This is a genomic window from Virgisporangium aliadipatigenens, assembly GCF_016863615.1.
Lineage (GTDB): Bacteria > Actinomycetota > Actinomycetes > Mycobacteriales > Micromonosporaceae > Virgisporangium > Virgisporangium aliadipatigenens.
This window is the reverse complement of record NZ_BOPF01000029.1, coordinates 75,333-88,576: the sequence shown is the minus strand read 5'-3', so window position 1 is coordinate 88,576 and position 13,244 is coordinate 75,333. Positions and strand designations below refer to the sequence as shown.

Here is a 13,244-nt window from a genome sequence, read left to right as displayed (position 1 = left end):
CGGTCGCGAAACTCTCCTCCACCACGCCCGGACCCCCGGGCGGGAGCGTCAGGAGGAGCGATGTTCACAGGAATCAAGGCCCGGGCGATGGCACTGACCGGCGCCGCCGTCGTGGTGTTGGCGACGCTCGCGGCGCCGGCCACCGCGGCACCCGCCCGGCCCCTCACCGCCGCCGAGGCGCACGCCGCCATCCTCGAGTACGCGGCGCACATGCCCGCCCCGTCGGGCACCTCGTCCGGTTCGTCGGCGCTGACCCTGCAGGGCAAGGCCGGCGGCGCGTCGACGAACCTCGTCATCACCTGCGTCGGGTCGAGCCGCGTCAACGCGTTCAGCGTCGGCAGCTTCTACTCGGTCACCGGCTACGCCTACAGCAGCTGCCCGGCCCCGGTCGACTACGTGGCCGCGCAGGCGACGCTCTTCTTCTGGTCACCGGACCTGAGCCGGTGGTTCGAGGTGGCCGTGGGCAACCTCGCCTACGACCAGCCGTACACGGTGCCCGGGCGACAGGAGATCTCGCAGGCGGAGTCGGGCTGCGTGGCCCAGACGTACGGCGTGGTCGGCTTCCACCAGGCCCGCCTGGGCACCTCGTACGCGACCGGGTACTCCAGCAGCACCTCGACCAACTTCTCGTTCTGCCTGAACGACTGAGCATTGCCTAGGAAGCACGCGCCGACGTCGGCAGGCGGTGGAGGCGGGCCCGCACGTCGCCCGCCTCCACCGCGCCGAGTTCGGTGTAGAGGGCCAGCGCGCACTCGAGATGACGGCGCGCCGCGGCGAGGTCCCCGGCACCCGCGTACGCCTCGCCGAGGCCGACCGCCGCGCGGGCGTGTTCCTCGCGGTCGCCGATGGCCGCCGCGATCGACAGTGCGCCGCCGTGCCGTTCGATCGCCTCGGCATACTGACCGAGGTCGCCGAGCGCCTCGCCGAGACCGTTCTGGGCGCACGCCTCGCCGTACGGCTCCTGGAGTTCGCGGAACGTGGCGAGGGCCCGTTCGTGGTGGCCGACAGCGGCGGCGTGCCGGCCGTCCCGCCGGGCGAGGTCGCCGAGATTGGTCAGCGCGTGCGCGGCACCGAACCGGTCCCCGATCGCCGTGGAGATGGCCAACGCCTCCCGCTGGTGTTCGGCCGCGGCGGCGCACCGGCCCGAACGGAACTCCGCGAGCCCCAGGTTGAGCAGCGTGCTCGCCACACCGAACCGGTCGTCCGTACCCCGCGCGATGCGCAGCGCCCGCTGATGGTGCTCGACGGCGCGCGCATGCCGGCCGAAGCGGCTCTCCACCAGGCCCAGGCTCGTGATCGCGCGGACCTGCCCGGTGGCGTCGCCGAGCCGTTCGAACAGGACAAGGGCGTCGGCGAAGTGCCCGGCGGCGGCGGCGTAGCGACCGACGGCCTCGCACACCAGCCCCAGTCCGCCGAGCGCCCGCGCGGCGCCGGTCTCGTCGCCGATCGCCCGGAACGCGGCCAGCGCCCGACGATAGTGCTCCTCGGCCCGGTCGTAGCGCCCGAGCCGGATGTGGGTGCCGCCGAGATTGAGCCGGGTCAGCGCGTGGCCGGCCGGGTCGGCGACGGTCAGGACGCTCTCGTAGATCGCCAGCGCGTCGAGCGGATGGCCGGCGTTGAGATAGCGCGACAGCACCCCGCCCATCCGCGCCGGGTATTCCGGCCGGCCGTGCCGCGCGGCGTGCAGGCAGACCGCGCGGAGATTGGGCAGTTCGGTGTCGAGCCACGCGCCGGCCGCCTCCGGCGTCTCCCAGCGCGGCCCCGGCGCGGCGTCGTCGGCCACCTCCGGCCGGCGGTGCTGTTCCGCCGGGTACAGCAGGTCCATCGCCCGGGTCGCCGCCGCCAGATAGTGGGCCAGCAGCCGGTCGAGCGCCGCCCGCCGGGTCTGCGCGTCGTCGCGTTCGCTCGACAGTTCGGCCGCGTAGGCCCGCAGCAGATCGTGCATGCCGTACCGGCCGTCGCCGGTGGGCCGGATCAGGTAGGCCCGGGCCAGGCCGTCGAGCGGGGCACCGCCGTCGGCGCCGATCAGCGCGGCCGCCGCGGCCACGTCGAGGTCCGGACCCGGATGCAGACCCATCAGGTGGAACGCCCGCGCGGCAGCCGCCGGCAGTTGACGGTACGACCACGAGAAGACCGCCCGGAGTGCCGTGCGCGGGTCACCTCCGGCGTCGAGACGGTCGATGCGTTCGCGCTCGTCGTCGAGTTCGCCCACCAGGTCGGCGAGCCTCGCCGCGGGCCGCCCGACGGCGAGTTCGGCGGTGAGGCGCAGCGCCAGCGGCAGCCGGGCACACTGGGCCACGAGGGCCGCCGCCGCGTCGGGTTCGGCCGCCACCCGGGCCCCGATCAGGGTGCCGAGCAGGGCCAGCGCCTCGTCGGCCGGCAGCAGGTCCAGGTCGATGCGTCGGGCGCCGTGGCGCGCCACCAGGCCGGCGAGCGGGTCGCGGCTGGTCACCACGACCACGCAGCCGGGGGTTCCGGGCAGCAGCGGGCGGACCTGCTCCACCGAGCCGGCGTTGTCCAGCAGCAGGAGCATCCGCCGGTCGGCCACCTCGGTGCGGTACCGGGCGGCGAGTTCGTCCAGCTCGTCGGGGATCTGCTGGCCGGGCAGGCCGAGCGCGCGCAGGAAGCCGGCGAGCACCGTCGCGGCGGGTACCGGCTGTGCCGGGTCGTAGCCGCGCAGGTCGACGTGCAGCTGCCCGTCCGGGAACCGGTGCCGGACGCGGTGCGCCCAGTGCACGGCGAGCGCGCTCTTGCCGACGCCGGCGGTGCCGGCGACCGCCGAGATCAGGATCGGCTGTGCGGCGCTGTCCCGCCCTTCCGCACCCCGGTCTCCGGCGTCTCGGCCGCCGGTGGGCCGGTCTTCGGCGCCACGACGGTCGGCGGGCCGTGCCTCGGCGTCTCGGTCGGGTAGGGCGGCGTCGAGGGCGGCCAGTTCCCGTTCCCGGCCGGTGAAGCCGAAGACGTCGGCCGGCAGCTGGGCCGGTGCCGCTCGCCCGCCGGTGGTGGACGCCGCTGCCGTCGCCGGATCGGACGCGGTGGGCGCCGCGCTGGTGCGCAGCAGTTCGGCGTGCGCGGCGACCAGTTCGGGGCCCGGGTCGATACCGAGCTGGTCGGCGAGGCGTCGACGGACCGCCTCGTACGCGGCGAACGCGTCGTCCCGCCGGCCGGCCGCGTGGTAGGCCCGGATCAGCAGGGCCTGGGCGAGTTCGTCGAGCGGGTGGTCGCCGGCGTTCGCCTCCAATGGGGCCAGCACGTCGACGGCCGAGCCGGTGGCGATCATCAGGTCGCCGTACCGGGCCAGCGCGGCGTGCCGTTCCCGGTCCAGGGCGGTGATCCGTGGGCTGTCGGCGAGGTAAGGAATGTCGGCCAGCGGTCGCGCGGTCCACAGCGACACCGCCTCGCCGAGCAGCGCGGCGGCCGCCACCAGTTCGCCGGCCCGCTGTCGAGCCACGGCCGCGCCGACCAGCCGCCGGAACTCGGCCAGGTCGACCGTCCCGGGTGGGACCGACAGCGCGTACCCGTCACCGACCGCCGGCAGAACGGCGCTGCGACCGCGCGGCAGCCGGTCCGGTTCCAGCAGCCGGCGCAGGCCTTTGACGTGGGTCTGGATCACGTTGACGGCGCGCACCGGCGGCCGTTCCGCCCACAGCAGGTCGACCAGCTCGGGCCGCAGCACCGGCCGACCGCCCGCGAGCGCCAGCAGGCCCAGTACCGCGCGCTGCCCCGGCCGGCCGAAGTCGATCTCCTCGGTGCCGCGCCACGCCCGGACCGGACCGAGGACCTGGATGCGCAGCCCCACGGTTCAGCACGATTCCGCGCGTGGCGCGCACTGTCCAGCATCACGTATGGAAATGCTTGAACGTCTGAGCCGGCTCCGATGATCGGCGGATGTCACCCGCCCGTGCCGACACCCTTCTGCCGGCCCGGCGAGATCGGCGACAATCGTCCGATGTCCGCCACGACCCGATCCGAACCGGCACCGGACCGCACCGAGGCGGCGGCCGACTCGACCGGCACATCCCCGGTGGATCGGGCGCGTTCCCGCGCGGACCTGGCCGTCGTGCTGGGCCGCACGTTCGCGCCGTGGACCTGGGCGGGGCGGCTGAGCTGGTGGGCGCTGCACTGGATCGGATTCACCATCGGGGCCGGGCGTGACGTCTTCGGCGCTTCGGGCTGGCGGCTGTGGCCCGTTCTGACCGTCGTGGCGCTGGTCTCCGTCGCCGCGCCCGACGCGGGTCGGGAGCCGCGGCGCACGCTCCGGCGGCGGGTCGCGTCGGAACTGGGGTGGACCGCGGGGCGGATCGCGGCCGCGACGGCCACCGGATACGCGCTCGCGGCCCTCCTGCCCCTGGCCACCTGCGGGCTGCCGACATATCTGACTGCCGTGCTGGGGAGCCAGCTGGCGACCTTCGTCGTGATCGTGGCGGTCGGTACCGGCGGACAGCTGGTGCGCGAGCGGGTCACCGGGGTCGCCGCCTGTCCGGTCCCGGCACCGAGGACGCCCGTTCCGCGGACCGACGTCGACGAGTGACGCCGATGGCATTCACCGCGGCGCTCGGGGCGGCGGGTCCGGAGCCGGCCCCGCGATGACGACGGGACGGCCCGGCAGGCCGCTGCTCACCGCGAAACGGGTGATCCCCCCGGCCCGGCCGGGTGCGGTCCCGCGCGAGCGGCTCACGCAGCTGCTGCGCGCCGCCGAGACCCGACTGACGGTGGTCGTGGCGCCGGCCGGATGGGGCAAGACGAGCCTGCTGACCGGCTGGGCGCGGGACCCGGCCGAGACGCGACGCATCGCCTGGGTCTCCCTCGACGCCGGCGACGACGAGCCGGCCCGGTTCTGGGCCTACGTGCTGACCGCCCTGCGGGAGGCCGGCGACGCGGTCAGCGCGGAGCCGCTCGACGCGCTCGGGGCGGGCGAGGTTCCGGCCGTCGACCTCGCCCTGCCGATCCTGTTGAACGAACTGGCCGCCGCCACCACCCGGCAGGTTCTGGTGCTCGACGACTACCACGTGCTCACCGATCCGCGGATCCACGAGGCGGTCGAGTTCCTGGTGTCGTACCTGCCGCCGGCGCTGCGGCTGGTGATCGCCGGGCGCTCCGATCCCCCGCTGCCCCTGGCGCGGCTGCGGGTGCGCGGCGATCTCACCGAACTGCGGGCCGCGCAGCTGGAGTTCTCCACCGGCGAGGCGGCCGCTCTCGTGTCGGCGGTGTCCGGCGTCGCGCTCGACGCGCCGGCGGTGGACGCCCTGTGGCAGCGCACCGAGGGATGGGCGGCGGGGCTGCAGCTGGCCGCCCTGGCGCTGCGCGCGGATCCGTCCCGGGTGCGCGGCGACGACCGGCACCTGGTCGACTACTTCGCGGCGGAGGTGCTGCCCGGGCTGGCCCCGGAGCAGCGTGACCTGCTGGTGCGTTCGGCGCCGCTGGATCTGCTGTCCGGGCCGCTGTGCGACGCGGCGCTGCGGGTGAGCGGTTCGGCGCGGGTGCTGGCCGACCTGGTGCGCGCGGACCTGTTCGTGGCCGCGCTGGACGAGGACCGGCACTGGTACCGGTGCCACAGCCTGCTGCGCGACGCGTTGCTGCACCGGCCGGGTACCGATCCGCGGGAGGTGCACGAGCGGGCCGCGGGGTGGTTCGCCGGGCAGGGGCGCATCGACGACGCGGCCGATCACCTGCTGCGGGCCGGGCTCCCCGCCGCGGCCGCCGCGCTGTTGCGCGAGCATGCCGACAGCTGGTTCTTCGCCCGTGGCGCCCAGGCCGTCTATCTCCGGCTCGGTGAGCAGATTCCGGTCGAACTGGTCGACGCCCCGTTCGCCTGGTCCCTGGCGTACGCCGCGACGATCTGCGGCGACCGGCCGCGCACCGTGCGGTGGCTGGACTTCAGCGAGTCCCACGCCACCGCCGACACCACGATGCCCGGCTGGCACAGCTTCCGCGCCGCCGTGTTGAGCCTGCGCGCCTACTTCGGGCTGACCGAGGCGGACTCGGCCCGTTCCCTGGCCCTGGCCCGGGAGGCGTTCGCGCTGGAGACGGCGGGCGGGCGCCCCGGGCATCCGAACGTGCGCCAGACCCTGGCGACCACGCTGGCCCGCGACGGCCGGTTCGCCGACGCCGCGGAGCTGTTCCTGGAGCTGTGGCCGCGGCGCCGGGACTCGTGGCCGCCGTGGCTCGTCATCCAGGTCGCCGGCTCGATGTCGATCAGCCTGATGGAGGCCGGGCGCAGCGACGAGTGCGACCGGATGCTGCGTGCGGTCGCCCCGCTCGCGGCAGGCTTCGACCAGGACCGCCGGCTGGCCCGAACGCCCGGCCTCGGCGCGCTGCGGATCGCCGAGGGGCGGCGCTGTCACCACAATGCCGAGTTCGGCGCGGCGGCCGCCCTGCTGCGCCACGCCATCGCCCTGGTGGAGCTGCAGCCCCGCCCGACGTTGCAGATCGTCGGGTTGGTGTACCTCGCCGACGCCGAACTCGCCTGCGGGGACCGCGTCGCCGCCGTCGCCGCGCTGGCGCGGGCCCGCGAGGTGGTGGCCGACGAGCCGGTCAGCCCGTTCGCGGCGGCCCGGCTGGCGGAGGCCGAACGCCGGATCGGCCGGGGATCCACCCGGGCGGCGGTGCGTGCGGGTGCCCTCGCGGAGGAACTGACCGACCGCGAACTGTCGATCCTGCGTGCCCTGCAGGGCACGGCCACCCAGCGCGAGATCGGCGCGGCGCTGTTCCTGTCCGTCAACACGGTCAAGGCGTACAGCAAGAGCCTCTACCGCAAGCTCGGGGTGGCCTCCCGCCCGGACGCCGTGGCGGCCGCCCGCGGCCTCGGCCTCATCTGACCTACCCCGGGTACATCCTGCCCGGGGTGGTGCGCGGGCACCCCGACGGCCGGTTCCATCGGCGCCATGGCCAACCGACGGTGCGAACTCACGATGCGCGGGCCGGTCCCGCACACCCTGCTGGCACTCATCCGGACCCGGTTCGGGCGGGTGTCCACAGTGGACGATCGCACGGTGCTGATCGTCGAGGATCTCGACCAGGCGTCGCTGCGCGCACTGCTGAACCTCCTCTGGGACAACGGGCACGAGTTGCTGTCCCTGATCCCGTCGGCTGCCGCCACCGGAAACGACCGAGACAGGAGTTCGTCATGACCGAACGGAGCACCGTCGCCGTCGTCGGCGCCGGACCTACCGGGCTGCTGCTCGCCGGGGACCTGGCCCGCGCCGGTGTCGACGTGACCGTGTTGGAGCGGCGCGACACCGGGTCCAATCTGACCCGCGCGTTCGGCGTCCACGCCCGGACGCTGGAGCACCTGGACGCCCGCGGGCTCGCCGACGAGGTGATCGCCGACGGCGCGCCGGTCGATCGGCTGCGCCTCTTCGACCGCCTGCGCATCGACCTGTCCACCCTGCCGACCAGGTTCCCCTATCTGTTGATCACCCCTCAATACAATGTCGAACGGGTACTGAGCGAACGGGCGCTCGCCGCCGGCGCACGCATCGTGCGCGACGCCCGGGTGACCGCGCTGCGTCAGGACCCGGACGGTGTCGACCTGACCGTCGACGGCACATCCCACTCGGACACGGTGTTCCGCGCGGACTACGTCGTCGGGGCCGACGGGGTGCACAGCGCCGTGCGGGAGGCGCTCGGCGTGCCGTTCCCCGGAAAGTCGGTCCTCAGCTCGATCATGCTCGCGGACGTGCGGCTGACCGAGGCACCCCCGAACGTCCTCGCCGTCAACGCGGTCGGCGACGCGTTCGCCTTCGTCGCGCCGTTCGGCGACGGCTGGTACCGGATCTTCGCCTGGGACCGGCTGCACCAGCTCCCCGACACGGCACCGGTGACCCTGGCCGACATCCGCGACGTGACCCGGCGCGCGCTCGGCACCGACTTCGGTCTCCGGGAGGCGCGCTGGATGTCCCGCTTCCACAGCGACGAACGGCAGGCCCCGCACTACCGGGTCGGGCGGGTCTTCCTGGCCGGCGACGCGGCACACGTGCACTCCCCCGCCGGCGGCCAGGGCATGAACACCGGCCTGCAGGACGCCGCCAACCTCGGCTGGAAACTCGCCGCGGCGGCCCGGGGCGCGGCACCGCACGGCCTGCTCGACACCTACGAGAGCGAACGCCACCCGGTCGGCCGGCTCGTCCTGCGCAGCAGCGGCGCGATCATCCGCATGGCGATGGTCCGCTCCCGGGCCGGTCGGCTGGCCCGCAACGTTCTCGGCGGGGCCGCGCTGCGCCTGCCGGCCGTGGCCCGCAAGGCGGCCGGCACGATCTCCGGGATCGGCATCGACTATCCGCGGGCGCCACGGGCCCTTGACGTGCCGCTGCAGGACTCGCGGCGGCTGTACGAGGCGTTGCGCGAGGGGAGGTTCGTCCTCGTGGCGCCCGAGTCGGCCAAGGCGGCGATCGACGCCCGGCCGAACGACGTCGTGCTGGCGCCGCCCGCCGACCCCGCGACGCCGTGGACCCTGGTGCGCCCGGATGCCCACGTCGCCTGGCGGGGCGGTCCGGCCGGCGTCGAGGCCGCGCTCGCCGGGATCCGGCCCGGGTCATGAGAGTTCTCGTGGGGACGCTCGACGCGGGCGGCAACACGCTGCCGACGGTGGCGATCGCGCGGGAGTTGGCCCGCCGGGGGCACGACGTTTCCGTGCTGGCTCACGACAGTCAGCACGCGGCGTTCGCGGCCGCTGGTCTGCGCCCGCGCCCGTGGTCGAGCCCCCGCGCGTGGAGCCCCCGCGCCGAGGATCCGGGCCTGCGCACCATGCTGTCCTGGCTGCCGCTCGCCTCCGACCCCGGCTACGGCCGGGACCTCGCGGCGGCGGTGGAGCGGAGCGGCGCCGGGCTGGTGCTGGTGGACTGCATGATTCCCGGCGCGTTGCGGCGGGTGCGCGCGACCGGCGTCCGGGTCGCCCTGCTGGTGCACGCCTACTCCGGCTACTGGCGTGACCAGTGGTCGCGGCGCAGCCCGATGGGCTGGTGGCTGCGATGCGCCGGCGCGCATCCGGCGAACCGACGGGCGTTGCCCGATCTGCTGGTGGTCACGACGCTGCCGGGGCTCGACGTGATCCCGAACGGCGGCGGGCCGCTGCCGGCGCCGACGGTACAGACCGGACCGGTCTTCGCCACGGCCCCGGGAACGGCCGCCCCCGCCGCCGATGACGCACCGGTGCTGGTGAGCCTGAGCACCATCAGCTATCCCGGTCAGCGGCAATGCCTCCAGCGCATCCTCGACGCTCTCGACGGCCTCCCGGTCCGCGCCGTGGCGACGGTCGGCACCTCCGTGGAGGCCCACCGGCTGCGGCCGCCGTCGAACGTCACGATGCGGTCGTTCGCGTCGCACGCCGAGGTGATGCCGGGTGTGCGTGCGGTCATCGGCCACGGCGGGCACGGCACGACGATGCTGGCGCTGGCGCACGGGCTGCCGGTGCTGATGTTCCCGATGAGCGGACACACGGATCAGCCCCTCGTCGCGGCGTCGGTCGCGGCGGCCGGCGCCGGCATCGCGTTGCCGCGCACGGCATCGGTGGCCGGGATCAGGGACGCCGTTCGCCGGCTGACCGGCGACCCCGCACTGCGTGAGCGGGCGGCGCGGCTCGGCGAACGGCTGCGCGCCGTCGACGGCGCGGGCGCCGCCGCCACCGCGCTGGAGGCGCTGACGCCCTTGGCACCGCGGGCGTGGCAGTGAGGGCCGCCTCGGCCCGAACGGTCTCTCGCGGGAGGAACGGTCGCGCCCACGGCGGACCCGAGCCGGAGCCCTGAGGGTTTCGCCGTTTACATCAGGTTCGCAGCGGGGTTCCTACGTTCGGCGCATGCCTCTTCTCGCACTGCGCCGCGCGCTGCGGCACGTCCTCGTCGTGCTGGTCACCGGTGCGGCAGCCATCGGGACGGGCGCGTGCACCGAGGACGATCCCGGCCCCGCCCGGCCCGCGAACGCCTGCGCCGCCCTGGGGCCCGCGTTCGACGCCTGGGGCCGGGTCGGGTTCAGCGGCGCGATCGCCGTGTCGAACGGGGGACGGTTCGACTGCCTCGCCGGCTACGGAGCGGCCGACGACACCACCGGCGCGCGGAACACCGCCGACACGGTCTACAGCATCGGGTCGGTCACGAAGGCATTCACGGCGGCGAGCGTGCTCAAACTCGTCGACGAACGGCGGCTCTCCCTCGACGACCGGATCGGCACCCTCGTGCCGGCGATCACCGGTCCGGTCGCCGGTGCGACCGTGCGGCAGCTGCTCCTGCACACCAGCGGCCTCGCCGGTTCGGTCGGGCCGGACCACACGCCGTTGACCCGCGACGGGGCGATCGCCGCGATCAACGGGCTCGAACTCGCGTTCCCCCCGGGCACCGACGACGCCTACAGCAACGCCGGGTACACGCTCCTCGCGATCGTCATCGAGGCCGTCTCCGGCCGGAGCTACCGGGACTACACCGTGTCGAGCACGCTCGCCCTGCCGGAGGGGACGCTCGGCGGGTTCTGGGACGGCCGGCCGGCCGCCGCCGGTCCGCGCGCCCGCGGCTATCTGGACGACGGCACCCCGGGCCGGGCCGGCGACCTCCCGGGTGAGCACTGGGCGGTGGACGGCAACGGCTCCCTCGCCATGACACCCCGCGAACTGGCGACGTGGACCAGGGCGCTGTTCACCGGAAAGCTGCTGTCGCCGGAGTCCACGAGAGGCGTCGCCGCCCCGGCGCACGACGTCGGCGAGGGGCGCGCGCACACGCTGGGCGGCATGGTGGCGTTCGACGCCGCCGTCTACGGAAAGCCGCTCGTGGGCATCGCCGGCGGTGGTGGCGACGTCGGCCACAACGTCGCGGCGGTGTGGATCCCGCAGCGGGACCAGGTGGTCGTCATCGCCTCGAACCGGCCCGTGCTCACGGCGGAGAAGCTGCTGTCGGCGACGATCGCGGCGCTGGTCACCGGCGCGGCGCTGCCGACCCCGTCGGCTCCCGCGGGCACCGCCGACCTCGGCCGGGCGTCGGGCGTGTACCGGCTCGACTCCGGCGGCACCCTGCGGGTCTCCGCGCCGGACAACCGACCGACGATCACCGCGAACGGCGTCGACGCCGTCAGCGCGCTGTTCCCGCCGCGCGGGCGTTTCTCGGTGGCGGGGTTCCGCGCGCACGAGGACCGGGTGCTGGCGCTGCTCGCCGGACGGAGCAAGGAGGGCCGCGAGGAACGCGAGGCGCTCGAGCGGCAGTACGGAAAGATCACGGACGTCGCGCTCGCCGGAACGGTCGCGGCCGACGGCGAGATGCGCAGCTACGTCACCGTGGCGTTCGGGGGCCGGAGTGTGCTCGGCTGGTACGCGGTGGACGAGCACGGCGGCATCCAGGCGGTGGAACTGCCGAGCGAACCGCCGGCGCTGGCCCTCGTGCCCGTCGGCGGCGACCGGTACCGTCCGGACGACCCGACCGGCACCGGTCCGGACGTGACGGTCGTCTTCGGCGCCGACCAGCTGACGATCAGCACACCCGCCGGCCCTCTGATCGCCCGCCGGACCAGCTGATCACGCCTGGGAGTACACCGTGCGCATCCTGCTCGTCGAGGACGACCCCGATCTCGCCGAGATCGTCGCGCTCGGCCTGCGCAACGAGTCCTACGCGGTCGACGTCGCCGGCACCTACGCCACCGCCGAGGAACTGCTCGTCACCACGACCTACGACGTGGCCTGCGTCGACCTGGGCCTGCCGGACGGGGACGGGCTCGACCTCGTCCGGCGGGTCGGCCACGACGGCCACCTGCGCCGGCCCCGGCGGTGCCTCGTGCTGACCGCCCGCGACGCCGTCGCCGACCGGGTCGGTGGCCTCGACGCCGGCGCCGACGACTACCTCGTGAAGCCGTTCCACTTCGCCGAACTGCTGGCCCGGCTGCGGGCGTTGGCGCGCCGCGCGGACGAGCACGGCACGACGCTGCGGGCCGGCGGGTTGACGCTCGACCTCGCCGCTCATCGCGCCTGGCGCGGCGGTACCCCGCTGGCTTTGACGGGGCGGGAGTTCTCGCTCCTGCGCTACTTCATGCACCGCCCGGGACAGCTGATCTCCGCCGAGGAGCTGCTCGAACACGTCTGGGACGCGCACGCCGACCCGTTCACCGCGTCGGTGCGGGTGATCCTGAGCCGCCTGCGGCGCAAGCTCGGCGACCCGCCGCTGATCGTGACGGTCACCGGCGTCGGCTACCGGTTCGGGGCACCGTCGTGAGGAACGCGCTGGCGTCGTTGCGGGTCCGGCTGGCCCTGCTGGGTTTCGTCGCGATCTACGCGCCGGTGCTGCTGGTGTTCGGCGTCGGCGTCGCCACCGACGTGGAGGTCGACGTGGGCATCGGCGGAACGCCGACGGTCGACCGCGCGTCTTCCGGGAGCCCGTTCGCCTGGACCACGCTCGCGCTCGGCCCCGTCGCCGCCGCGCTGGCGTGGTGGTGGGCCGGCCGCGCGGTGCGCCCGATCGACCGGGTGCGCGCCGTCGCCGAGGACATCGAGGCCACCGACCTGAGCCGCCGCATCGGCCTCGACCGGGGGCCGACCGAACTGGTCGCGCTCGCCGCCGGCTTCGACGCGATGCTGGCCCGCCTGGACGAGGCGGCGCAGACCCAGCGGCGGCTGATCGAGGAGGCCAGCCACGAACTGCGGGTGCCGCTGGCCGTGCTGATGAGCAACGCCGAGGTGCTGCTGGCGCATCCGCAGCCGACCGTCGAGGTGTACCGCGCCGGACTGGAGCGTTCCCGCACCGCCGCCGCCCGCCTCCAGAACACCATCGACGAACTGCTCGTCGACGCGCGCGGGCGGGCCCGCCGCACGGTCCGGGCACCGGCCGACATCGCCGCCCTGGTGCGTGAGGTGGTGGCCGAGGCGGACCCGCTGGCCGAGGCGAACGCTATCCGGCTGAGCGCGCCAGCCGCCCCGGACCCGGCCGCGTTCGCCCCGGTGGACGAACCGACGGTGCGGCGCGCGATCGCCAACCTCGTCGACAACGCCGTGCGCTACGCACCGGCCGGCTCCGCCGTCGAGGTGACGGTCGAGGCCGCCGACGACGAGGTGGCCGTCGAGGTGACCGACCACGGCCCCGGTATCCCGCCCGAACAGCGGGACCGGGTGTTCCAACGGTTCTGGCGCGGGCGCGGCGACACCCGGGGCACCGGGCTCGGGCTGCCCATCGCCAACCAGGTGGCGTTGGCGCACGGCGGCACGCTGACGCTCCGCTCGCCGGGCCCGGACGGCGACGGGTGCGTCTTCCGGCTCACCGTGCGCCGATAAAAATCGCCGA

Annotated in this window: 10 protein-coding genes; 9 read left to right on the top strand and 1 reads right to left on the bottom strand. The window is 74.9% G+C overall.

What is annotated here, in order from left to right:
* Window positions 1-60 precede the first annotated feature (60 nt).
* Entirely contained in the window at window positions 61-648 is a 588-nt protein-coding gene (locus Val02_RS32550; RefSeq protein ID WP_203903108.1) for a hypothetical protein, read from the top strand.
* 7 nt (window positions 649-655) lie between these two features.
* Here the strand turns inward: Val02_RS32550 and Val02_RS32545 are convergent, their stop codons facing one another.
* Window positions 656-3,799 carry an AfsR/SARP family transcriptional regulator gene (locus tag Val02_RS32545; RefSeq protein WP_203903107.1) on the bottom strand — a complete coding sequence of 1,048 codons (3,144 nt, stop codon included), beginning with the start codon at window positions 3,797-3,799 and terminating at the stop codon, window positions 656-658.
* A 150-nt stretch (window positions 3,800-3,949) separates the two neighbouring features.
* Here Val02_RS32545 and Val02_RS32540 point away from each other — a divergent pair, with 150 nt between their 5' ends.
* The 8 genes from Val02_RS32540 to Val02_RS32505 all read left to right on the top strand — a co-directional run bounded on the left by Val02_RS32540 (window position 3,950) and on the right by Val02_RS32505 (window position 13,234).
* Window positions 3,950-4,531, top strand: coding sequence for a hypothetical protein (locus tag Val02_RS32540; protein ID WP_203903106.1), 582 nt, complete (start codon window positions 3,950-3,952; stop codon window positions 4,529-4,531).
* Window positions 4,532-4,586: 55 nt separating this feature from the next.
* On the top strand, window positions 4,587-6,818 hold the full coding sequence (locus Val02_RS32535; protein ID WP_203903105.1) for a LuxR family transcriptional regulator: 2,232 nt from the start codon (window positions 4,587-4,589) through the stop codon (window positions 6,816-6,818).
* Between the two features lie 66 nt (window positions 6,819-6,884).
* Entirely contained in the window at window positions 6,885-7,130 is a 246-nt protein-coding gene (locus Val02_RS32530) for a hypothetical protein (protein WP_203903104.1), read from the top strand.
* Window positions 7,127-8,539, top strand: coding sequence for an FAD-dependent oxidoreductase (locus tag Val02_RS32525; RefSeq protein WP_203903103.1), 1,413 nt, complete (start codon window positions 7,127-7,129; stop codon window positions 8,537-8,539). Before Val02_RS32530 ends, Val02_RS32525 begins: the two co-directional genes overlap by 4 nt.
* The gene (locus Val02_RS32520; RefSeq protein ID WP_203903102.1) at window positions 8,536-9,669 is read left to right on the top strand and encodes a glycosyltransferase; all 1,134 of its coding nucleotides are present in this window, start codon (window positions 8,536-8,538) and stop codon (window positions 9,667-9,669) included. The genes Val02_RS32525 and Val02_RS32520 overlap by 4 nt, the downstream gene beginning before the upstream one ends.
* Window positions 9,670-9,793: 124 nt before the next feature.
* Complete coding sequence (locus Val02_RS32515; protein WP_203903101.1) at window positions 9,794-11,491, top strand: serine hydrolase domain-containing protein; 1,698 nt, start codon at window positions 9,794-9,796, stop codon at window positions 11,489-11,491.
* A gap of 19 nt (window positions 11,492-11,510) precedes the next feature.
* Window positions 11,511-12,182, top strand: coding sequence for a winged helix-turn-helix domain-containing protein (locus Val02_RS32510; protein ID WP_203903100.1), 672 nt, complete (start codon window positions 11,511-11,513; stop codon window positions 12,180-12,182).
* Entirely contained in the window at window positions 12,179-13,234 is a 1,056-nt protein-coding gene (locus Val02_RS32505) for a HAMP domain-containing sensor histidine kinase (protein WP_203903099.1), read from the top strand. Before Val02_RS32510 ends, Val02_RS32505 begins: the two co-directional genes overlap by 4 nt.
* Window positions 13,235-13,244: the final 10 nt, after the last annotated feature.